This is a genomic window from Pseudoxanthomonas sp. PXM04, from assembly GCF_014851695.1.
In the GTDB taxonomy this organism is placed as follows: domain Bacteria; phylum Pseudomonadota; class Gammaproteobacteria; order Xanthomonadales; family Xanthomonadaceae; genus Pseudoxanthomonas_A; species Pseudoxanthomonas_A beigongshangi.
Genome location: NZ_JACVAG010000008.1, coordinates 266163 through 288736, shown reverse-complemented (window position 1 = coordinate 288736; position 22574 = coordinate 266163). Strand labels below are relative to the sequence as shown.

Genomic DNA, 22574 nt, shown 5'->3' with positions numbered 1-22574 from the left:
GTGTGTCGCCGGACATCGATGCGTTTGGCGAGCCGTCGGTGCGTGGGCGCGGTCCAGACGGATGCCCCCGGCCCGTGATTTCACTGCGATGCGGCGACCCGGAATGGGAAGTTCGCGTATGCGGCATGCCCCTGCCCGTCATGCACCTCCACGAACAGCCGATAGTTGCCGGCGACCACGGGCGCCTGGAAGGAGATGCCTCCACGGCCATCCTCCTCCCGTTTGAACGCAACCGTGGGCGGCACGGCTTCCGCGTCGCCCCCCACCGTGGTGGCCCTGCTCTCTTCGCGGATCCGCCAGCGGAACGTCAACCGGTCGGCATCCGGGTCCTCGCTGGTGGTCCGGGCGGTGACGCGTTGTCCGGGCTGCAAGACCAGACTGCTTTCCGCTTGCTTCCCGTCGATGGCAATCGGGGTGATTGATGGCGCGCGATTTCGTGGCCATTGACCGGTCCACAGGTATTGCATCGTATCGACGCCCGGGGTGCTTTCCCCACTCGCCAGGAACAGGCCGTACCAGGTGGGCGTTCGCTCCTGCTTGTCGCCCCAGAGAAACACGTAGGACCCCAACCCCTGGCGGGTATCGCGCGCGATCAGGCGCTGGTAGCGCTCCTGGAGCCATGCCGCCTTCCGCGACGCATCGCCCTCGATGGGCGCGCCCCAATCGGTCTGCGGGCTTTCCCAATGCCCGGTCGGTCCCCACTCGGTGACGACGTAGGGCCCCTTCCAGCGGCTGCGTTCCAGCTTCGCGGGAAGATCCACGATATCTCCGTACAGCTGGATCCCAATCAGGTCCAGGGCTGGCGCGCGCGTCCTGATCAGCTCCATCAAATCCGGGTCGAATCCCGCCAGCGTGGTCATCACCGGATGATGGGGATCCTCGCGATGGATCATGACCGCCAGGTCGTTGACGGCGTTCCATACCCGCGGATCGCGGGATTCGAGGTTCAGTTCGTTGCCGACCACCCACATCAGCACCGCGGGGTGATTCCGGTAGAGACGTACCTCCTCGCGGACGCGCTTCCACTGTCTTTCCACCGCCGCCGAGTCGCCGTAATCGAAACCGTGGCGTTCCCGCGCGACTTCGATGCCCATCGCGACCATCAGGCCATTGCGCCGCGCCCGATCCAGCATGCCGACCACCCTGGCCCGATCCGTACCGGTGCTCCAGGTCCGGAAGGAGTTTCCACCGCGCGCGGCGAGTGCTTCCTGGTTGCCATCCGCCAGTCCCGCGCCACGGATCAGGAACGGATGACCGTCCACGGTGAGCCGATAACCGTCCGGCCCCTCGCTGATCTGGACGTGTGCAGGTATCGCCGGGTCCTCGGATGCCAGCGCCACTAGCGGAACCAGACAGCACCAGAGCAGGATGTTTCGCATGGGAACCCTCTCCAGGCAAGCGCCGTGGCATCGCGCCCGCGGCGCTCCATGGTCCCGCATCAGGTCCCGCCACGCCAGTTGTTGCCTCAGACGAACGGCTGATCGATGGCCGGCGAAGGCGGCGTGAACCAGCACGCACCTTCGTCGGTGACGTGGAAGTGATCTTCCAGGCGAACGCCGAAACGGCCGGGCACCACGATCATCGGTTCGTTGCTGCAGCACATGCCCGGCTGCAGCGCGGTGGCATTTCCGCGCACCAGATACGGTGCTTCGTGCACCGAGAGGCCACAACCGTGCCCGGTGCGATGCGGCAATCCCGGCAGCCGGTAGTCCGGTCCCAGCCCGGCGGACTCCAGCACGCGTCGCGCCGCCTGGTCCACGCTTTCGCAGGACACGCCGGGCCGCACCGCCGCGAACGCGGCCGCCTGCGCGGCCTGTTCCAGATCCCAGATACGACGCTGTTCGTCATCGGCGCGACCGTGGATCCAGGTGCGGGTGATATCGGAGTGGTAGCCCTGCACGCTGCAGCCGGTATCGATCAGGACCAGATCGCCTTCGCGCAGCGACTGCACGCCCGGCACGCCATGCGGAAACGCGGTGGCATGGCCGAACTGGACGATGCAGAACGTGGAACCGGCATCGGCGCCCAGCGCGCGGTGGGCATCGTCGATGAAGCGCACCAGTTCGGCGGTGGTGGTGCCTTCGCGGGCGATGCCGGCCGCCAGCCGGTGCACCTGCAGGGTCATGTCGCAGGCCTGCTGCATCAGCGCCAGCTCCGCCGGCGACTTGCACATCCGGCAACCGTCGATGATCCCGCCCGCCTCGCAGATGCGGCGTGCGTCCAGGTGTTCGCACAGGCCATGGTGAATCGCGAAGGCGGCGGCCGGATCCAGTGCCAGCGTGCGCGCGCCACGCTCCTTCATCGCCTGGGCCACGCGCGCATAGGGGTCCTCGTCTTCTTCCCACAGGCGGGGTTCGACTTGAATCTTCAGCACCGCCTCCAGCGAACCGGCTTCGAACGCAGGACAAATCATCACCGGCAGGCCGTTCCCGGTGATCAGCAGGGCCACCAGCCGCTCGCTGGCGCCCCACGGAATCCCGCAGAAATATCGCAGCGAGGCACCCGCGTTGACCAGCAGCGCATCCACGCCGCGCGCCCGCATCAGCACGCGCGCGCGTTCGATTCGCTGCTGGTACTCCTGCGCGGCGATGGGCGCTGCACACCGTTCCCACGGATGCAGCATGCCGGTCGCCTGCGTCGGCGAGAGATGGCCGATCTGCGCACTCATTCCGGAATCTCCAGATCGCGATCGGTCCAGCTGCCGTCGACGAGTCTCGGCACGCGGCCGGGATTGCGGTTCCGCAATGGCGCGGGCAACAACGCGTCGGGCACCTGGTCGTAGCTGTGCAGGGCTGCGAAGCGCCTGATCGCACCCGGCATCCCGACCGAGGTGAAGCCCGGATGGCTCGCGCTCGGCCAGGGGCCGCCGTGGTTCATCGCCGCGCTGACCGCCACGCCGGTAGGCATGCGGTTGGCGATCAGGCGTCCCACTTTCGCGCGCAACGGCGGCGCCAGCTGTCGCCACAGGTCGGCGTCGCTACCGTCATCGGCCAGGTAGATCGTGCCGGTCAGCTGGCCTTCCAGCGTGCGGATGATGGCGTCCATCTGCGCGGGATCGCGTACGCGCACCAGCAGAGTGACGGGTCCGAAGGCTTCCCGCTGAAGCGCGTCCGCGGCGGCGAGGAAGCGCTCGCCGTCCACGCTCAGCAGTGCCGGACGACAGCGGAAACCACCGCCGCTGGCGACACCACCACCGGCCAGCGGCGTGGCGCCCGCCGCGATCAGCGCTTCCACGGCGGCACGCAGGTGGCGCTGGCCGCCGCGCGACAGCAGCAGGCCTTCCGGCGCCTCGGCGAAACCACGGCGCGCGGTGTCTACGAAGACGTCGCCATCGTTGCCCTCGGGCACCAGCACCAGCCCCGGGTTGGTGCAGAACTGGCCGGCGCCGAGCGTGCAGGAGGACAGCAGTTCCTGCGCCAGCGTCTCCGCGCGCGCGGCCAATGCCCCTGGCAGCATCAGTACCGGATTGATGCTGGAGAGTTCGCCGTAGAACAGCACGCCGGCCGCGTCCGCGGCGCGCTTCAAGGCGACGCCGGCGGCACGGCTTCCGGTGAATGCGACCGCGCCGATCCGGGCGTCACCGGCGGCGCGCAGGCCAAGCGCTTCCGGCAACTGATACAGCATCTGCACGCTGGCGGCGGGCAGCCCGCTGGCGACCAACGCCTCGTGGGCCAGCCGCGCCAGCTGCTCGCTGGTGCCGGGATGGCCGGGATGCGCCTTGGCGATCACCGGCGTGCGCGCCACCAATGCGGACGCGAAGTCGCTGCCGGAAATTGCGTTGAACGCGAACGGGAAGTTGCCCGGTCCCAGCACCAGCACCGGCTTGCCGAGTGGCGCCAGCCACGCGCGCAGGCCATTGCGGGTGTCGATGGTCGGCAGGGTCCAGGCGTGGCTGCGCGCCGCCTCGGCGGCCAGTCGCAACTGGCCGCAGGTGCGCGGAATCTCCGCGCCGAGGAAACGCGGGGAAACCGGCAACCCGGTTTCCCTTTGCGCCAGCGCCGCCAGCGATTCGCAGTTCGCCTCGATGGCGTCGGCGTAGCGCTCCAGGAAATCCGCGATGGCGGCCGGATCCGCTGCGGCGAGTTCGTCCACGGCGGCGCAGGCCGACGCGATCGCCGTTTCCAGATCCCGCTCGCCGCTGATCGGATACGCGGTGCCGAAAGCTTCGCCGCTGTCCGGATCATCGGCCTGGAACGCATGGGTTCCATTCGCGCCGGATCCATCCTGGCTTTGCCGCCACTGGCCGGCCAGCAGGACCGGCGCCGCCGGCCCGCTCATGACTGCCGCGGCGGATGGGCGATGGCATGGCGGATGACCGCCAGTGCCGCCTCGCGTTCGGCGCCTTCCACCGGCAGGCGCGGCGCGCGAACGTGTTCGCTGCCCATGCCGACCTGCGCCTGCACCAGCTTGATCAGCTGGACGAACTTGGCGACCGTGTCCAGCCGCAGCAGCGGCAGGAACCATTCGTAGAGTTCGCGCGCGGCCGTGTAGCCGCCGTCGCGGGCAAGTTCGAACAGGCGCACGGACTCGCGCGGATAGGCGTTCACGAGGCCGGCGATCCAACCCTCGGCGCCCATCGACAGGCCTTCGACGATCGCATCGTCCATGCCCACCAGCAGCACCAGCTTGTCGCCGGTCAGTTCCTTGATGGCGGCGAAGCGGCGCACGTCACCGGAGGATTCCTTCACCGCGTGCACATGCGGATAGTCGCGCGCCAGCTCGGCAATCTGCGACGGCGTGATGTCGGTCCGGTAGGCGATCGGGTTGTTGTAGATGATGGCCGGCAGGTCCACCGCTTCCAGCACCGCGCGCGCATGCGCGGAAGCTTCGTGCCAATCACTGGTGTAGACGTAGACCGGCAGGACCATCATGCCGCCCGCGCCGGCTTCCTTCGCCGCGCGCGCCAGCCGCACCGCCTCGGCGGTGGACAGGGCGGCGATGCCGGGCACGATCGGCGCGCGGTCGCCGACCGCCGCGACCAGGGTGCGGATGATCGCGATCTTCTCGTCGAAACTCAGGGTCGCGGCCTCGCCCAGCGATCCCAACGGCACAAGCGCCGTGCAGCCGGCATCGACCAGCTTCCGCGCATGTTCGGCCAGGAAGGCGTGATCGACGCTGCCGTCTTGCGTGAAAGGCGTGGTGATGGCGGGCAGGACGCCGCGCAGGAATTGGCTTGGATTCATGGTGATGCACCTGTCTGGGTAGGAACGGAAAAGTCGGCCAGCGTGTCTATGCGAGCCGGAAACACGGGGGGACGGCGGTCCCCGGCGGAGACGGGGCCGGCGAACAGCCCCCATTCGGTGAGCGCGGTACCGCAGATGCGGCCCTGGCACGCGCCCATGCCGCAGCGGGTGGCCAGCTTGGCGTCGCGCGCGTCGGCGAACCGTTGCAGTTGATCCACGGTGACGTCCTCACAACGGCACACCACGGTGCCGGGCGCGATCGCCGGCCAGTCCGGCGCGTCGGGTTCGAAGTGGCGTTGCAGCCACGCGGCGAAGGCGCGGGCATGCCGTTGCCGGCGGCGCAGTGCGACCGGCACCGCGTCCGCGCCGGCGGCGGCGGCATGGCCGGCGACGGCGCCTTCGAGCAGCGCGCTGTCGCGGCCGCCGATGCCGCAGGCTTCGCCCGCCGCGTACACCCCGGCCAGGCTGGTCCGTTGATTGGCGTCCACCCGCACGCGCGGATGCCGCGGTGCCGGTTCCAATGCGCAGCCCAGCGACTGCGCCAGTTCGATATTGGGCACCAGCCCGTAGCCGACCGCCACGCCGTCGCAGGCAACGCGCAGGCGTTCGCGGCCGCGCCGGATGTCGACGGCTTCCACGCATCCGCCGCCGTGCGCGGCCAGCACTTCACTGTCGTGCCAGTACGGCACGCCTGCCAGCCGCAGGCGCAGCGCGATCGCCTGCCCGGCCTTGCCCGGCCAGCGCGGCAATCCGGCCGCGAAATGCCACAGGCGCCTGGGCGGGGTCCGTTCGCAGAGGGCGACCACGTGCGCACCGTACCGTCGCAGGGTGTCGGCGGCGGCCAGCAGCAGTGGACCACGACCGGCGACCACGATCCGGCGACCGTCGTACGGAACGCCCTGCTTGGCCAACGCCTGCGCGCCGCCCGCGCCGGTCACGCCCGGCAGCGTCCAGCCGGGAAACGGCAGCAGCAGCTCGCGGGCGCCGGTGGCGAGAATCAAGGCGCGGAAACGCAGGCGCAATGCGCCAGACGGGTCTTCGGCCAGCAGTTCCCCGGTGGTTCCGCCGGTGGCGATGACCTGGGTCTGCGCGTGCCACTGCACGCCGGCGGCCAGCGCCTGCCGCAGATATCCCGCGGCGGGCGTGGCGGACTGGCCGACCGCGTGTCGCCACACCTGCCCGCCCGGCGTGGCCTGCGCATCGACCCAGCCCACCCGCACGCCATGGCCACGTGCCGCGAGCGCCGCGGCCAGGCCCGCCGGCCCGGCGCCCACGATCAGCACATCGTAGTCGCGCACGCGCTCAGCCATCGGTTTCCACCCGCATGCCGTCGCGCACCGGCGTCATGCACGCGCGTCGCTGGCCGAGGCCGTCGATCTGCACCCGGCATTCGAAGCACACGCCCATGCCGCACAGCGGTGCGCGCGGCAACCGACCGACCGAACGGCGTGTCGAGAGCACACCGGCCCGCGCGATCGCGGCCGCCACGCTGCTGCCCGCCGGCACGTCCACCGGCTGGCCGTTCACCCTCACCCGCACCGGGCCGCTCACGACATCCCCCGCGCGGGCGAATACGGTGCCGGGTCGATCGCCGGCTCGCGTCCCAGGAACAGATCCATCAGCAGGCGGGCGGTGCCCAGCGCGGTGGTGATGCCAAGCCCTTCGTGTCCGGCCGCCACCCATATATCGCGCGCGTCGGGCATCGCTCCGATATACGGACGCCCGTCCGCCGTGGCCGGGCGAAACCCGGTCCACACTCGGATGGCCTGCACGGATCGCAGGATCGGCAGGTAGTCCAGCGTGCGTGCCAGCATGCGTTGCAACATGGGAATAGACACTGCCGGATCGGTCACGCCTTCCTCGCGGGAAGAACCGATCAGCAGTTGCCCGGTGGGACGCGGCTGCACGTTGAAGGCGACGCTGCTGGCTGCGTTGCCGTGCGCGGAATCGGCATAGCCCAATTCCAGCAATTGGTGGTGGACGATGCCGGGATGGCGGTCGGTAATCACCAGTTGCCCCTTGCGCGGACGCAGCGGCAGCCCGGGCAACAACGTCGGCGCCGCGCATCCGGTGGCGACGAGCACCGGCCCGTGCAGGCAGGTACCGTCGTCCAGCTTCACGCCGCCTTCGAATCGCGCCTCTGCACGACGACCAAGGAACAAGTGCAGGCGATGGGTCCGCGCGCGATCGACCAGGCAACGCGCCGCGCGTGGTGGATACACCACCGCCTCCCGCTCGACCCGCAGGCCGCCGGCCACGCCCTGCGCCAGATGCGGTTCCAGTGCCCGCAGGCGTGCGGCATCCAGCGCCTCGGCTTGGATGCCGACGGCCGCCAGGCGCGCGATCTTGGGCGCTACCCGCTCAAGTTCCCGTTCGTCGCGCGCGACCCAGATCGTGCCGCAGCGACTGAATTCGGCCGCGCACGGATCCGGGAATTCCTCCCACAAAGACAGCGAGTACGCCGCCAGCGCGAGTTCCGCCGGATCCTCGTCCATCGCCACCAGATGCCCCATCGCCGCCGCCGTCGCACCACCGCCGATCGGACCCGGCTCGACCAGCGCCACCTTCAGTCCCTCCGCGCAGGCGGCGTCGGCACAGGCCGCGCCAACCATGCCGGCACCGACGACGATGAGATCGAACGTGTTCACCGCGCGCCGTCACCCGCCGCGCCGATGCCCCAGGCAAAGGGATCGGAGGGATCGATGCACAGCTGCGCCCTGGCGGTAAGGTAGGCCTGGCCGGTAATCCGCGGCAGGATGCCGCGGGTGCCGCGCCGGTAATGGCCTTCGAAGCGGGTACCGAGGATGCCCTGCTGGATCCAGGCCTCGCCTTCAGCGAGTTTTCCGTCGGCGGCCAGGCAGGCCATCTTCGCGCTGGTTCCGGTGCCGCAGGGCGAGCGGTCATAGGCCAGTCCGGGACACAGTACGAAGTTGGCGATTACCCCGCTGCCGTCGCTGGCCGGCGCGTTGAGTTCGATGTGATCGATCTCCGCGCCATCGGCACCGGTGATGCCCGAGTCCCGCAAGGCGTTGCCGATGGCTTCGCTGTAGGCGGTCAGCTCGCGCTGGTGGCGCAGCACCAGCGGCAAGGGCGTCTGCGCGGTGATGAAGAACCAGTTTCCGCCCCACGCGATGTCGCCGCGCACACAGCCATGTCCAGGCACGTCGACCGCGACGTCGGCCGCCAGCCGGTAGCTCTCCACGTTGTCGACCGAAACACGGCCGTCGGCGTGCAGTTCCACGCCGACCGTACCCACTGGCGTCTGCAGACGATGCGCGCCCGGCGTCAGCCGCCCCAGCGCATGCAGGGTCCGCACGACGCCGATGGTGCCGTGCCCGCACATGCCCAGATAGCCGACGTTGTTGAAGAAGATGACGCCCGCCGCGGCATCCGGCTCGGTTGGCGGCAGCAACAGCGCTCCTACCACCGTGTCCGAGCCACGCGGCTCGCACACGATGGCGCTGCGCCAATGATCGAAATCCTGGCGGAAGCGGCGCAGTTGCGCCGCCGGATCGCCGCCGCCGAGATCGGGAAAACCGGCCACGACCACCCGGGTGGGTTCGCCGGCGGTGTGCGAATCGATGACGTCGAGTGTCTGCATGGCGGACATGCTTTCATCCGCGGGTTGGCAGCGGATAGCCGGCAATGTCCGGTGCCGATGCGGAATTCGGCACGATTTTGACGCGACCGGAACGGTGCGCCGCAGCATTTTCATCCCTGCCGGATGGCATTGACATATCGGCGCGAATCACTGTTATGGTGCTTCACGGAGAGGGGTACACGGTGCCCGCGGAAACGCGGGTCCACTAACGCCACGATGCCGCGCCGGCGTCGTGGCGGATGCCGAATGCCGCAGGATTGCGAACGCGGCGCGCGCCCTGGCGGTGCGTGGACGCGCATGCACTCTCCGCGTTTCGCCGCCATGCGGCGATCCCGCCGCCGCCATCGGAGTCCATGCCCATGCCGTTCGACATCGACATCCCGTCACAGGAATTGCAGGCGCTCTACGACGCGCTGCCGGACGTGGTGTTCTTCATCAAGGATGCGCAGGGCCGCTATACCCATTGCAATCTCACCCTGATGCGCCGACTGGGCCGCAAGCAGCGCGCCGACGTGCTCGGCAGGACCACCGTGGAAGTGTTCCCGCAACGCTTCGGCGACAGCTACCAGCAGCAGGATCTGCGCGTGCTGCGCGGCGAGATCATCGAGAACCAGCTGGAAGTCCACCTTTTCCCCAATCGCATGCCGGGCTGGGCGCTCACCTTCAAGCGGCCGGTGTTGCAGGCCGGCGCGGTGGTCGGGCTGATCGGCATCTCGCGCGATCTCGGCCAGCCGGACAATCGCCATTCGACCTTCCCGCGCCTGATGAAGGTGGTGGACCACATGCAGGAGCACCACGGCGAGAACGTCCGCATCACCGCCCTGGCGGATCTCGCCGGCCTGTCGGTCGCCCAGCTGGAAAGGCACTTCCGCCGCGTCTTCCAGCTCACCCCGCAGCAGATGCTGACCAAGCTGCGCATCGAGACCGCGATGCGCCTGTTGCAGGACGATGCCAGCATCGCCAGCATCGGCCAGGCCTGCGGTTTCGCCGACCAGAGCGCGTTCACCCGCCAGTTCAAGGCCACCGTGGGCATGACCCCGCGCGACTATCGCGCGCTTGGCCGGCATCCGCGCGCGGCGCCGATCGCCGGCACCTGACCGCCGCCCTGCGGGGGCGCGCTACTGATCGTCCTCCGCACCCAGATCCAGCTGCGTGGCGGGCAGGCCGGTGGCGGCACCCCAGCAATAGGCCAGCAGGGCGACCACCGCCACCGCCGTGGCGTCCCAGGGATGGACGAGCATGCCGCGGCCACCGAACGAGCCCAGGTACGACACGCCGATCATCATCAGGTAGAACCCGATCAGCCATAGCGAGGAGCGGATCTGCGCGCGCAGCGGCAGCTGTCCCGCCGGCATCAGCCGCGCGCAGGCCAGGTAAATCAGATAAAGCAGCACCTGCAGGCCCAGCAGCCAGGACACGGTGGACCAACCGGACCAGTAGACGATCAGCGAGGCCACCACGAAAGCGAGAGGTCCAAGCACGTCCAGCGCCTTCACCCGGAATGGCCGGTCCAGTCCGGGCGCGCTGCGGCGCAGTGCGGCGGCGGTGACCGGTGCGACGGCGTAGCTCATCATCAGCGCGGCCGACACCACGTTGATCATCGCTTCCCACGACGGAAACGGCAGCGTCCAGAACACCGAGAGCGCGAAGGTCAGCCACAGGGCCGGGCGCGGGATGCCGGATGACACTCCGACCCGGGTGAACAACCGGAAGAACGTACCGGTCCGCGCCCAGCCATAGATCACCCGCGGAGTGGCGTTCATGTAGATGTTGCCGGTACCGCTGGGTGAAACGATGGCATCGGACACGACCAGCACCGCCAGCCAGCCGGCGCCCAGCGCCAGCGCGATGTCGCGGTACGGCAGCGAGTACTCACCACCGACCGGTCCCCAACCCTGCGTCAACGCCGATGCCGGCACGCTGCCCAGGAACACCACCTGCAGCAGCACGTAGATCAGCGTGGACAACACCACCGACAGCAGCAGCGCGATCGGAATGGTCCGCTGCGGATTCCGCACCTCGCTGGCCACGGAGATGATCGGTGTCAGCCCCAGGTAGGCAAAGATGATGCCGCCGCCGGATACCGCCGCCCCCACGCCGGCCATGCCGAACGGCGCGAAGCCGTGCTCGGACAGGTTGGCTGGCTGGAAATGCAGCGCGAGCACGCCGATCACCAGCATCGGCACCACGAACTTGAACGCGCTGACGATGTTGTTCGCCAATGCGAAGGTCCGGATGCTGAAATAATTCAGCAGGAAGAACAGGCACAGCAGCAGGAACTGCACGATCCAGCCGGCCAGGCTGGCATCGCCGGAACCAGGCTTGTTCATCCAGGGAAACCAGGCCGCCGCGTACTGCCGCGCCGCCACCACTTCGATGGCGATCAGGCTGGAGAACGCGATCAGCGTGATCAGTCCCATCAGGTAACCCAGCAGCGGACCGTGCGAAAAGGTGGGATAGCGGATGATTCCGCCTGCGCGTGGCAACGCGGCGCCGAGCTCGCAGTAGATCAGGCCGAGCAGGAGCACCGCCACGCCACCGATCAGCCAGGAGAGAATTCCCGCGGGGCCGGCAATCGACGCCACGTGGCTGGCCGCGAACAGCCAGCCGGATCCGAAGATGGCGCCGAGCCCGATCAGGGTCAGGTCCGCCACGGAAAGACTTCGTTTGAACTTGCCCTGCTGCATGCCATCCCCCCCGGGTAGCTCGTTGCCTTGTCGCGCTCCGCCCGCGGCCCCACCGGGAACCGCGGGCGATTCGTCCCGCCGTGCCGTGTCCGGTGCATCCGGTCGTGCGTGGCGGTCAATGGAGTCTAGAAATGGCGTTTTGCCCGGGTCTTGGCGGATTCCGTCGGTCCTGGCGGCGAAGTGAGCACAAACCCGTTTCCATTTTTCCCGTTTTGTCGGGATCGGGTATTGGCATCAAGCATGTCATCTGCAAACCCAGTGACGGGCGTTGCGCGCCTGTTGCTCCGGCAGAGCTCACCGCGGCTCTCCGACATCCGCATGGCGCACTTTCGTTATGCGGTTTTCCGCATCCCTCCGCGCCATCAACGCCTAGAACGCGGCCGGCTCTCGCACCTAATGTGAAAAACGACACGTAAGCCCTGGGAGGGGCGAACGACGTTTGCCTGCATCAGGCCAAAACACCATCGGGGAGAGGGAATGAAGACGCATTCAGAACGGCTGCGGCCGACAATCCTGTGCCATGCGCTCGTGCTGGCGCTGGCGGCAGGCACACCGGGGGCGCTGTTCGCGCAGCAGGCAGACGGCGCAACACCGCAGGCCACGGCATCGACCGACCAGGACGAAGACACCGCCGAACAATCGGCCAATGGCCAGACCAGGACGCTCGATCAGGTCACCGTCACGGGATCGCGCATCAAGCGCGCCGAAGTCGAAGGCCCGGCGCCGGTGACGGTAATCACCGCCGACGATATCGAGAAGCAGGGCTTCAAGACCGTCTTCGACGCGCTGAACACGCTGACCCAGGCCAACGGTACCGTGGTCAACGAATCCACCTTGGCCAGCCAGTCGATCTTCGCGCCCAACGCCAACATCATCAATCTCCGCGGCCTGGGCCCGGGCCGGTCGCTGATCCTGATCAACGGCCGCCGCGTCGCCGAGTACCCGCTGCCCTATGGCGGCCAGAGCAACTTCGTCAATCTGGGCGCGATTCCCAGCAGCGCGGTCGAGCGCATCGAGGTGCTGTCCGGCGGCGCTTCGGCGATCTATGGCTCCGACGCGGTGGCCGGGGTGATGAACATCGTCACCAAGAAGAACTACGAAGGGCTGGAAGCCAAGCTCTACGGAAGCACGACCACACGCGGCGGCGGCGACACCGGCAACCTGCAGATCGTGGGTGGAAAGTCCGGTGACCGCTGGAGCCTGACCTACGCGATGGAATACATGAACCGCGAGGCCATCTTCACCCGCCAGCGCGACTTCATGGATTCGATGCGGGACAGCCCGATCGCCAGCGGTCGCACGCCCTGGGCCAACCTGTACCTGTACGACTTCGACGCGCCCGGCTATGTCAGCGAGATCGCCGATGCCTGCGACCGTTTCTTCGGCCATAGCGTGGTCTACACGACCGCATCCGGCAGCCGCTGCGCGCAGTACGACCGCCTGGCCGATTCCACCATCCGCAGTTCCGACGACAACCTGTCGCTGTACGGCTCCGGCGTGTTCGACATCAGCGAGAACGCGCAGATCTTCATGGATGCGATGTGGTGGCGGTCCAAGGCGCGCTATTCCACCGGCACCCAGTGGTGGTCTCCCTACAACGAGGAAACCGGCTACTACTACTACGACGTCGGCCGCGGCGCGCTGATGGACGCGCTGCGCGTGTTCCAGCCGGAGGAAACCGGGCGCGACGGCTTGATGACCGACAACGACGAGGAATCCTGGAGCATCACCACCGGCATCCGCGGCAGCCTGTTCGACAACCGCTTCGACTACGAACTTTCCTACAGCCACGCCGAGTACGAGACCGACACCCGCACTCCGCGCCTGATCGCCAGCAAGGTTGCCGACTACTTCCTTGGTCCGCGCCTGGGCAACGATCCGGTCTACGACTACTACCCGGCTTACCGGCTGGACTACGACCGCTTCACCACCCCGCTGACGCCGTCGCAGTTCGCGGCGATGTCGGCGACCATCCGGCCACGCGGCTACTCCGAGGCCAGCCAGTTCCAGGCCACCCTGAGCGGCGATCTGTTCGAACTTCCGGCCGGGCCGGTCGGCATGGCCTCGGTGCTGGAATGGGGTTCGCAGGAGTATGAGCTGGTGGCCGATCCGCGCACCCTGCCCAACGCCGACCCCGCCGAGGAAGCCTACAACTGGAACGACACCGGCGGCCGCGGCGCCCGGGACCGCTATGCGCTGGGCCTGGAGTTCAGCGTGCCGATCTTCAGCACCCTGAAGGCGCAGTTGGCGGCGCGCTACGACAAGTATGACGACATCACCGAGGTGGACGGCGCGGTCACCTGGAACGCCGGGCTGGAATGGCGTCCGGTCGACAGCCTGCTGCTGCGCGGCAGCTACGCCACCAGCTTCCGCGCACCGGACATGCACTACGTGTTCGCCGAACCCTCCGGCTACTACATCCAGATCTTCGACGAATACCGCTGCCGCGCCGAGAACAACAACGACGTGCTGGCGGCGGCTTGCCGCGACAACAGCAACACCGACTACTACTACTACACCGAGGGCGGACGGCGCGGCAACCGCCTGCTGGAGGAAGAGACCTCCAAGTCGTGGACCGCCGGTTTCGTCTGGGACATCCTGGACGGTCTGTCGGTCCAGGCCGACTACTACAGCATCCAGCTCGACCAGGGCGTCAACGATCTGTCCAACGGTTACGTGCTCAAGCGTGAAGCCGATTGCCGGCTGGGCGTGGATCGCAGCGGCAATCCGGTCGACACCAGCTCGCTGCTCTGCCAGACCGCACTGGATTTCGTCCAGCGCCGGCCGTCGCCGACCGATCCCGAAGGCACCGCGGTGACCCTGCTGACGGTCGGGCCAATCAACACCGCCACCGAGAAGACCACCGGCATCGACGCCACGGTCCGCTATCGCTGGGACACCGATCGCCTCGGTCGCTTCAACGTCCTGCTCGGCTGGTCGCACACGCTCAGCTACGAGTTCACCCAGTACGCCGAGGATGGCGTGCTCTACGACCGCGACAACCGCTCCTACAACTGGAACGCCCGCAGCCGGGCCAACCTGTCGGTGAACTGGAATCGCGGCGACTGGGGCGCGAACGTCTACGGCTCGCGGATGGGCTCGATCCCCAGCTACGACCTGGACCGCCGCATCGCGCCCTACCTGCTGTGGAATGCCAACCTGTCGAAGAAGATCACCGACAGGATGTCGGTGACCCTGTTCGTCAACAACGTGTTCGACAAGATCCATCCGCGCGACGACAGCTACGCCGACTACCCGTACTTCTACTGGACCTACAGCCCGATCGGGCGGGAGATCGGCGCGCAGCTGGCTTACCGGTTCCAGTAATCGGTGTTCCCCGGGGGCCGGCAGCCGGCCGGCCCCTTCTTTTTTTGGCTCCAGAGAAGATCGAATGAAAGATGCCCTTCGCCCACCTGCCGCCACCCGCCGGTCACGCGCGGCCCTGACCGTACTGGCCCTGCTCTCGCCGTTCGTCGCTTCAGCGAGTGATACCGCCCCCGGCGATGCGGACTACCAGCGCTCGCTGCACCTGGGACAGGAATGGATGTACCTGACCCGCGACCTGCCCTTCGCGGCCAAGGCCACCCACGATGGCCGCTTCTACTACCGCAAGACGGTGCCCGGCGGTTTCAGCTACGTGATCGTCGACCCGAAGGACCAGCGCAAGCGCCCGGCCTTCGACCAGGCACGCCTGGCGGCGGCGCTGGGCAAGGCCACCGGCGAACGCTACGAGCCGCTGCGGTTGCCGTTCCGCGATTTCGAATTCGCCGACGAAGGCCGCGCCATCAAGATGAAGATCGGCCTGGCCGAGCCGCGGCCATGGCGTTGCGAACTGAAGGACTATACCTGCGCGCGCGACGACGGCACGCCCAGCCGCCCGCGCGGCTGGGGCGTCGTGCGCGACATGACCCAGCCCGCCGACAACGCCCCGCGCCGCTCGCCGGACGGCAAATGGGAAGTCTTCGCGCAGGGCCACGACCTGGTCATCCGCGCGGCCGGTTCACTGGCGCAGCCCGAACCGCTCACCCGCGACGGCCGCGCCGACGCCTTCTACGATCCCGAATCAATCGCGTGGTCGCCCGATTCCCGGCGCCTGGCGGTCTACCGGGTCAAGCCCGGCACCGATCGCCGCGTCACCCGGGTCGAATCCACTCCCCGCAACCAGATCCAGCCAATCGTCCACACCCAGCTGTATCCCAAGCCGGGCGACGAGGTCGACATCGAACGGCCGGTACTGATCGATGTCGATTCGCGCACGGTGCGGGTCGTCGACGACGCGCTGTTCCCCAACCCGCTGCAACTGTGGGAGATCCAGTGGCGCAAGGACGGCGCGAGCTTCGCGTTCGAATACATCCAGCGTGGTTTCAAGCAGGTCCGCGTGATCAGCGTCGATGCCGCCAGCGGCCAGGCGCGGGTGGCGGTCAGCGAGGACAGCCCGACCTTCGTCAATGCCTGGAACCTCTATCGCCACGACGTCGGCAAGGACGGCAACGAGGTGCTGTGGATCTCCGAACGCGACGGCTGGCGCCACCTGTACCTGTTCGACGATGCCAGCGGCCAGGTCAAGCGACAGATCACGCGCGGCGAGTGGGTGGTGCGCGACGTGGTCAAGGTCGATGACGACAAGCGCCGGATCTGGTTCACCGCCGGCGGCATGGACGCGGGCAAGGACCCGTATCTTCAGCATTACTTCCGGGTCGACTTCGACGGCGGCAATCTCACCCGCCTGACCCAAGCCGACGCCTGGCACGATGTCGCCTTCTCCAGCGACATGGCCTATTACCTCGATACTTACTCGCGGGTGGATCTGCCGCCGGTCTCGGAACTGCGCCGCGCCGACGGCAGCCTGGTGTCGGTGCTCGAACGCGCCGATGTCGGCGCGCTGCGCGCGGCGGGTTGGAAGCCGCCCCAGATCTTCGCCGCCAAGGGCCGCGACGGCGCCACCGACATCTGGGGCATCGCGGTGCGTCCACGCGATCACGACCCGTCGAAGCACTATCCGGTCATCGAGTCGATCTACGCCGGGCCGCATGGTTCCTTCGTGCCCAAGCGCTTCTGGCCGTTCGACATGGATTCGGGCAGCGACAGCCTGGTACGGATGCAGGCATTGGCGGATCTGGGCTTCATCGTCGTCCGCATCGACGGCATGGGCACCACCGGCCGCTCCAAGGCCTTCCATGACGTGGCCTGGCAGAACCTGCAGGACGCCGGTTTCCCGGATCGCATCGCCTGGCACCGCGCGATGGCCGCGACGGATCCGTCCTACGACGTCGGCCGGGTCGGCATCCACGGGATGTCGGCGGGCGGGCAGAACACCCTGCACGCGCTGTTGTTCCATCCGGAGTTCTACAAGGCTGGCGTGGCCAGCAACGGCTGCTACGACAACCGCATGGACAAGCTGTGGTGGAACGAGCAATGGCTGGGCTGGCCGGTCAACGGCAGCTACTCGGCCGCGTCGGGCGTGGAGCACGCCAGCAAGCTGCGCGGCGACCTGCTGCTGATCGTGGGCGAACAGGACGCCAATGTGGATCCCGCCTCGACCCTGCAGGTGGCCGATGCGCTGATCCGCGCCGACAAGGATTTCGAACTGCTGATGATGCCCGGCGCCGGCCATTCGGTGGGACGCTGGTCCGAACCCTTCGACTACGTCCAGCGCCGCCACTACGACTTCTTCATCCGCCACCTCCAGGATCGGCCGACACCGCGCTGGAACTCGGCGTCCTCGGCGCCCTGAGCCACGCGCCTGTTTCGCGCGCCGGATGAACGGGCCAACGCGTCCGTTCGCCACGACCGGAAAAAGCGAAGCCCGGCAATGAATGCCGGGCTCTGCAAGCAGCGGCGGAGGGGGAGAGAGGGAGCCTCGTCGCTACGGAGGGAATTTTCCGCTGCCCCGGTTACGGGAACGTTTCACCCAATCGCAAATCCTGTTGCGGTCGCCACGCGGCCGCGGCGCCATGGTTGAAATGAACACGTAGCGTCACGGCTCTATAACTGTGCCCGGAACACGGGAGGATCCACGCCCCCGCCCACGCACCCGAGCCCCTTGCGGAACCCGCCATGCACAAGCCGTTCCGTGATTACCTGGGTGCTCACGGTGGAAAGAGCCTGGTCTGGCACGCCTACGATCTGCTGTTCGCCTATTTCCTGACCCAGCATCTCCAGTTGCCGCCGCAGACGATGGGGCTGCTGACGATGGCGCTGATGCTGTTCGGCGCGCTGGCCGATCCGGTGGCGGGCTGGTTGATCGGACGCGGCCCGGACGTGCCGCACCGGCTGGTCAGCCTGCAGGCGTGGGGAGCGCTGATCTCGACGCTCGCGTTCGTGGCGCTGTTCTCGGTGCCACTGCCGTTGTCGCCGGTCGTCCACGCCCTTGGCACCGGGCTGGTGTTCCAGCTCTGTTACAAGCTCTACGACGTTCCCCAGAATGCGCTGACATCGGTGCTCGCGCGCGACCACCGGGAAGTCCTGCAACTTTCGGCCGGGCGCTATTTCCTCAGTGGCGCCGCGCGCATCCTGGTGGCCCTCGCCGCCTATCTGCTGGTCGGCGAACATGCGACGTCGCCTTCCGGCGGACACATCGCGCTGCTCATCGCAGTGCTGTGCGCGCCGGCACTGCTATCCGCCTGGCGACTGGCCCGCGTCGTCCGGAAACCGGTGGACGATTCCGCCAACAGGAATGTCCATGGCGTCGCCGCCCGGATCCGCAGCGGCACTTTTCCGCGCCTGCCGGATGGCATGGCGATGCTGTTGACCGCCACCTTCGTCAACGCCGGCCTGCTCTCGGTGATGGGCAGGATGATGCCCTACCTGGCGTCGCGTTCCGGCGTGCTGATCGCCTTTTCCATCGGCACGCTGGCGCTGCTGCCGCTGTTCCGGCAGCTGGCCTCGCGCCGCGGCGAACATGCGGCGTTCCTGCTGGCCGCCTGCCTGTCCGCGATCGCCAGCCTCGGCCTATCACGATCGTTCGCGCTGCCGGGTGTTGCCGGGGATATCGGACTGAATACTTTCGCGTTTCTTTATGGCGGCGGCTCATTCGGCTGCACCATGCTGCTCTGGGGAACGGCCGCCAATCTGATCCATCGCCATCACGATCGGACCGCGACGCGCGCCGACACCTGGTCCTACGGCATCTACACCTTCGCTTCCAAGCTCGGCATCGCCCTGTCGATGCTGATGCTGGGCCAGGTGCTGGATCCGGCGGTGGCGCGGTCGCCGGCGGCCGATCACGGGCTTGCCCTGGCGCGGGCGGCGGCATTGGCCGCGCTCGGCGCACTCGTCTGCACCATGGTCATCTATCGGACGATGAAGTCGCTGCGCGAATCGCACGCCGGGCGCCCGCGCCCGTCTCCCGTGCTTGAAGCCGTCCCTCAGGGATCCAACGGATCCAGCGGATCCACCTTCGCCGAATCCGGCGAGGGACGGAACGGCACGTCGAATGGCGAGGTGCGCTTGCCGAGCGTGCCCGGCAGGTAGCCCAACTCGGTCCGGTTGCGTTCGACGAACTCCGCGCCCACCACGTAATCGATGTGCTTCGGGTCGCTGAGCACCAGTGCATCGCGATCCGCTGGCGCCTTCATCGCCATCAACAGGCGCGAGGCATTGCGCAGGTTGGTGGTGGTGTGCCGGGCATAGGGTTCGATCACCAGCGCGTGCTCCGGAACGCCGTACCGCTCCACCAGCGCGCGGCGCATCTCGACTGCTTCGACATGGCGGGTTCCGCGCGGGTGGACGGCGGCACCGCTGAGGATGATGAAAGGCGCCAGTCCGTCGAAATAGCGTTGCGCGGCGACCTTCACGTGCAGCTTGCCGCGCGCGCTCAGCGGCGTCAGCGGATCTTCCGGCCCGGCCCCGAGCACGATGATCGCGGTGTAGCGGTAGCGCGACCAGTCCAGCGTTTTCGCCTGGGCGAAGGCGGCCGCGTTCAGGCCACCCTCGATGGGCTCGAACGCGATCGCGTCGAGCCGGTCGTTGACGTCGATCAGCGCCAGCGCCAGGCCGATGCTGGCGTCCAGCGAGGCGACCGCCTCGCCGCGGCCGACCTCGCTGATCGCCACGGCGGTGGCGACGTCGGCGGCAAGCCGCTGGCTGCCCGCCTCGCCCATCGGTCCGTCGATTCGCGGATAGCGCGAAGCCGCGCCCTTGCCGTAGACATCAAGGATGGAATTGAGTCCGGCCAGCTCGCGGCGGATCGCCTCCGGCGGGCGGTCCGGCGCCGCCAGCGTCGCCATCGCGTCGATCTCCTGGCGGTTCCAGCGCGCGGCGTCGACCTTGCAGGCGGCATCGTCACCGCACTGCGCGAGCCGGCGCTCGCGCGCGGCCAGCAGGGTGCGAACCTCCGTGCCCGCCTGGTCGCGGCGGATCGCGGCGAGCGCCGGGAACAGGCGCTGGCCCAGCGCGGCGGTCACGCCGTCTTCCACGGTCGCGGCGAATCCGGGTTGGGCCACCGCCAGCATCAGGCACAGCAGAGCCGCGACGCGCATCACCAGCTCCGGCTCAGGACCAGGCGGAAGTTGCGCCCGAACAGCGGCCGCCCGTAGATGGCCTCGCTCGAACCCTGCCCGGACAACGCGTCGGTGCGCGTGTTGCCTTCGGTCAGGCCCTCTTCGTTGGTCAGGTTGTCGCCCACCAGTTGCACGCCCCACGGGCCACGCTTCCAGGACACGCCAAAACCGAGGGTTTGATAGGACGGCAGCATCGTGCGGTTGAAGAGATCCACGTAGGCCTTGCCGACCACATCGTAGCGGAGATAAGCCTCGATCTGTCCATCACCGGCGTCGAAGTTCACGGTCGGGCGGATATGTCCGTAGAACTTGGGCTCGCGGACGATCTGGTTGCCGTTCACCGCGCTGGGGTCGGCGCCGGAATTGTTCTGCAGATCCTTGTACTGCGGATCGCTGAAGGTCACCGCGCCCGCCACCGCGAACCAGTCCGTAGCCCGGAACAGGCCGTCGATCTCGACGCCCTTCGATACCGCCGTGCCGATGAAGGGCACCGACTGGTCGTTGCGGCCGGTGGTCGGGTTGTATGCCACGAACGAGGCGTTGAGCGGATCGAACTTGGTGTAGAACGCGGTCAGGTACAGGTACGAGGCCCCGAACGATGCCTTCAGGCCCAGCTCGTACTGATCGGTCGCGGTCTTGACGATGGTCGGATTGATGCTGCGCGCGACGCTGGACTGCGGCGGAATCTCCACATGGGAAGCGCGTGCGTACGCACCCAGTCCCGGGCGGAAGTCGTAGTTCAGGCCCACGGTCCAGTTGGTGACCGAGGGACTGAGATTGTGGGTCTGGGTGGCGCCGTTGAAGCGGCGGGTGGTGTCGTCGGCCAGGGTGGTCGCATCACCCAGGTTCGCGGCGGTGGTGTCTTCGGCGTAGCCGTCGTAGCTGTACTTCTCGTGGCGGATGCCGCCATCCAGTTTCAGTTTTTCGGTGATTTCCCAGGTGTCGTTGGCGTAGACCGCCAGCATCCGCGCATCCACTTCGCCGGCATTGAGCGTGGTGGTGTAGCGCAGCACGCCGTTGTCGGTGACGTAACCCAGCGGCGCGCCGGCGGCCGAATAGGCGACCAGATCGAGCGTCCTCGGCTTGCCGGACACCTCCAGCAGCATGTCCTGGTAGGCGGTGAACGCGGTGGTGCCGTAGAAGGCGGTGTAGATGCCGAAATTGACCTCGTGCGCGCCCAGGCCGGTCTCGAACCGGCGCGCTGCGCTCAGATCCGCCTGCGCCGAATAGAAGTCCGATTCGATCGCGCGATATTGGGCTGAGATCACCAGGCCGGAGGCGCCATAGGGATCATAGGCCGCCGTGCCGCGACTGCCGGCCAGCGCATAGCCCATCCGGGCGACGTCCGGACCGAACGCGGCCCGCGCCCGCTCCAGGTAGCTGTTGGCGAAGGTGTTGCCATCGGCCGGATTGGTCGTCGAATACAGCGCGTCGAAACTCAGCTTGCCCTTTGTGTAGCCGGATTTGAACGAGATGGTCCAGTCACCGGCGGTGTTCTCGTACTGGAAGCCGACGTTGCCGAAGCGCATGTGGCGGCCGTCGGCCAGATCCCGGCGCAGGCCGTGCATCACGCCGGCCGCGTCCAGGTACTTGAGCGAGACGTTGCGCAGCGACGGCGAGTTCATCGTTCCCTCGAAGTAATCCAGGTACGGATTCAGCGACACCGAGGGATTGCGCGGATCGGCGACCGGGATCGGCAGGTAGAACACGTTGTGGTCGTCGACGTAGGTCGCGCTGAACTTCATCCAGCTGTCTTCCATGTAGTGCTTGATGTTGGCGCGCAACTGGCCGCCTTGGTCGTTCGGGAAACCGTTGTCGCGGTAGCCGTCGTGATGGCGGAGGAATCCGCCCACGGCATAGTAGGTGTCCTCCGACAGCGCGCCGGACTGGTACGCCTCGCCGCGGTACAGCCCGGTGTCGCCCAGGGTCAGCTGCGCCTTGCCACGGGTTTCGTCGCCGCCCTCGACCAGCACGTTGTTGACGATGGCCGCGCCGCCGCTGGCATAGATCGGCGCCGGACCGCCGCGCACGATTTCCACGCGCTGGTTCATGACGTCGAAACGGTGCATGCCCTCGCCGGAGTTGAAGAAGTGCCCGTCGATCTCGTGGAAGAGTGGCAGGCCGTCCTGCTGGAACACGATGTAGCCGCGATCGGTCGGTATGCCGCGCAGGCGGGTGATGTTCTGCACCTCGCCGCCGGTGGATTCGACATGGATGCCCGGCACGCTGCCCAGCAGATCCGCGAAGCTCTTCGGCGCCAGCCGCTGCACTTCCTCGGAGGTCAGCGAATTGACCGCGTAGGAGGCATCGAACCGCCGCTGGGTGCGCGCGGCGCCGGTGACCACGATGGCGTCCAGGGTGTTGGCGTCGGTGTTGCCCGGGCGGGCATCGGCGGGGCGTGCCGGGGTGTCCTGCGCCGCGGACGCCGGGGCGGTATCGGTGGCGGCGGGCGGGTTCTGGGCGAACCCCGGCAGCGCGGTCAGGATGCCGGCCGCGAGGACGGACAGCCTGAAGGCAGAACGACGGGTAAGGCTCGACATGGTGGCTCCGGTGGGGGTGGCGGGGCAAAATATATTCCGCCAAGAAACATACTTGCTGATTG

General features: G+C 67.8%; 15 protein-coding genes. 4 read left to right on the top strand and 11 right to left on the bottom strand.

Annotation, left to right across the window (positions count from 1 at the left end; genetic code table 11):
- Positions 1-80: 80 nt before the first annotated feature.
- From IB228_RS19310 to IB228_RS19275, 8 genes are read right to left on the bottom strand one after another with little or no spacing between them, the layout of a single operon-like run.
- Positions 81-1514, bottom strand: a complete 1434-nt coding sequence (locus IB228_RS19310; RefSeq protein ID WP_343227112.1) for a glycoside hydrolase family 2 TIM barrel-domain containing protein — start codon at positions 1512-1514, stop codon at positions 81-83.
- Positions 1466-2746, bottom strand: coding sequence for a Xaa-Pro peptidase family protein (locus tag IB228_RS19305; RefSeq protein WP_343227113.1), 1281 nt, complete (start codon positions 2744-2746; stop codon positions 1466-1468). The genes IB228_RS19310 and IB228_RS19305 overlap by 49 nt, the downstream gene beginning before the upstream one ends.
- Positions 2665-4278 carry an aldehyde dehydrogenase family protein gene (locus tag IB228_RS19300; protein WP_192199590.1) on the bottom strand — a complete coding sequence of 538 codons (1614 nt, stop codon included), beginning with the start codon at positions 4276-4278 and terminating at the stop codon, positions 2665-2667. Before IB228_RS19300 ends, IB228_RS19305 begins: the two co-directional genes overlap by 82 nt.
- Positions 4275-5183 carry a dihydrodipicolinate synthase family protein gene (locus tag IB228_RS19295; RefSeq protein WP_183639446.1) on the bottom strand — a complete coding sequence of 303 codons (909 nt, stop codon included), beginning with the start codon at positions 5181-5183 and terminating at the stop codon, positions 4275-4277. Before IB228_RS19295 ends, IB228_RS19300 begins: the two co-directional genes overlap by 4 nt.
- On the bottom strand, positions 5180-6493 hold the full coding sequence (locus IB228_RS19290) for an FAD/NAD(P)-binding oxidoreductase (protein WP_192199589.1): 1314 nt from the start codon (positions 6491-6493) through the stop codon (positions 5180-5182). The genes IB228_RS19295 and IB228_RS19290 overlap by 4 nt, the downstream gene beginning before the upstream one ends.
- The gene (locus IB228_RS19285; protein WP_192199588.1) at positions 6486-6734 is read right to left on the bottom strand and encodes a (2Fe-2S)-binding protein; all 249 of its coding nucleotides are present in this window, start codon (positions 6732-6734) and stop codon (positions 6486-6488) included. Before IB228_RS19285 ends, IB228_RS19290 begins: the two co-directional genes overlap by 8 nt.
- Positions 6731-7831 carry an FAD-dependent oxidoreductase gene (locus IB228_RS19280; protein WP_192199587.1) on the bottom strand — a complete coding sequence of 367 codons (1101 nt, stop codon included), beginning with the start codon at positions 7829-7831 and terminating at the stop codon, positions 6731-6733. The genes IB228_RS19285 and IB228_RS19280 overlap by 4 nt, the downstream gene beginning before the upstream one ends.
- Entirely contained in the window at positions 7828-8784 is a 957-nt protein-coding gene (locus tag IB228_RS19275) for a proline racemase family protein (protein ID WP_192199633.1), read from the bottom strand. Before IB228_RS19275 ends, IB228_RS19280 begins: the two co-directional genes overlap by 4 nt.
- 359 nt (positions 8785-9143) lie before the next feature.
- On the opposite strand from IB228_RS19275, the gene IB228_RS19270 reads away from it, so the two are divergent.
- Positions 9144-9881 carry an AraC family transcriptional regulator gene (locus IB228_RS19270; RefSeq protein WP_183639450.1) on the top strand — a complete coding sequence of 246 codons (738 nt, stop codon included), beginning with the start codon at positions 9144-9146 and terminating at the stop codon, positions 9879-9881.
- 21 nt (positions 9882-9902) lie between these two features.
- On the opposite strand, the gene IB228_RS19265 is transcribed toward IB228_RS19270, so the two are convergent.
- A complete protein-coding gene (locus IB228_RS19265; RefSeq protein WP_192199586.1) occupies positions 9903-11471 on the bottom strand; it encodes an APC family permease in 1569 nt (522 codons plus the stop codon).
- A 477-nt stretch (positions 11472-11948) separates the two neighbouring features.
- Here IB228_RS19265 and IB228_RS19260 point away from each other — a divergent pair, with 477 nt between their 5' ends.
- The 3 genes from IB228_RS19260 to IB228_RS19250 all read left to right on the top strand — a co-directional run bounded on the left by IB228_RS19260 (position 11949) and on the right by IB228_RS19250 (position 18944).
- Positions 11949-14798, top strand: coding sequence for a TonB-dependent receptor (locus IB228_RS19260; protein WP_192199585.1), 2850 nt, complete (start codon positions 11949-11951; stop codon positions 14796-14798).
- A gap of 217 nt (positions 14799-15015) precedes the next feature.
- Positions 15016-17205: a S9 family peptidase gene (locus tag IB228_RS19255; RefSeq protein WP_225562575.1), complete on the top strand. Its 2190-nt coding sequence runs from the start codon at positions 15016-15018 to the stop codon at positions 17203-17205.
- Positions 17206-17528: 323 nt separating this feature from the next.
- The gene (locus IB228_RS19250) at positions 17529-18944 is read left to right on the top strand and encodes an MFS transporter (protein WP_192199583.1); all 1416 of its coding nucleotides are present in this window, start codon (positions 17529-17531) and stop codon (positions 18942-18944) included.
- Here IB228_RS19250 and IB228_RS19245 read toward each other — a convergent pair.
- Entirely contained in the window at positions 18839-19951 is a 1113-nt protein-coding gene (locus tag IB228_RS19245) for a YdcF family protein (protein ID WP_192199582.1), read from the bottom strand. The genes IB228_RS19250 and IB228_RS19245 overlap by 106 nt on opposite strands.
- Entirely contained in the window at positions 19951-22512 is a 2562-nt protein-coding gene (locus IB228_RS19240; protein ID WP_192199581.1) for a TonB-dependent receptor, read from the bottom strand. Before IB228_RS19240 ends, IB228_RS19245 begins: the two co-directional genes overlap by 1 nt.
- Between the last annotated feature and the right edge of the window lie 62 nt (positions 22513-22574).

Bases quoted from the DNA above. Each gene is read 5' to 3' on its own strand.
- IB228_RS19260 (WP_192199585.1), top strand. From the start codon at position 11,949: ATGAAGACGCATTCAGAACGGCTGCGGCCGACAATCCTGTGCCATGCG.
- IB228_RS19240 (WP_192199581.1), bottom strand. From the start codon at position 22,512: ATGTCGAGCCTTACCCGTCGTTCTGCCTTCAGGCTGTCCGTCCTCGCG.
- IB228_RS19295 (WP_183639446.1), bottom strand. From the start codon at position 5,183: ATGAATCCAAGCCAATTCCTGCGCGGCGTCCTGCCCGCCATCACCACG.
- IB228_RS19255 (WP_225562575.1), top strand. From the start codon at position 15,016: ATGTACCTGACCCGCGACCTGCCCTTCGCGGCCAAGGCCACCCACGAT.
- IB228_RS19250 (WP_192199583.1), top strand. From the start codon at position 17,529: ATGCACAAGCCGTTCCGTGATTACCTGGGTGCTCACGGTGGAAAGAGC.
- IB228_RS19265 (WP_192199586.1), bottom strand. From the start codon at position 11,471: ATGCAGCAGGGCAAGTTCAAACGAAGTCTTTCCGTGGCGGACCTGACC.
- IB228_RS19275 (WP_192199633.1), bottom strand. From the start codon at position 8,784: ATGCAGACACTCGACGTCATCGATTCGCACACCGCCGGCGAACCCACC.
- IB228_RS19300 (WP_192199590.1), bottom strand. From the start codon at position 4,278: ATGAGCGGGCCGGCGGCGCCGGTCCTGCTGGCCGGCCAGTGGCGGCAA.
- IB228_RS19245 (WP_192199582.1), bottom strand. From the start codon at position 19,951: ATGCGCGTCGCGGCTCTGCTGTGCCTGATGCTGGCGGTGGCCCAACCC.
- IB228_RS19290 (WP_192199589.1), bottom strand. From the start codon at position 6,493: ATGGCTGAGCGCGTGCGCGACTACGATGTGCTGATCGTGGGCGCCGGG.
- IB228_RS19270 (WP_183639450.1), top strand. From the start codon at position 9,144: ATGCCGTTCGACATCGACATCCCGTCACAGGAATTGCAGGCGCTCTAC.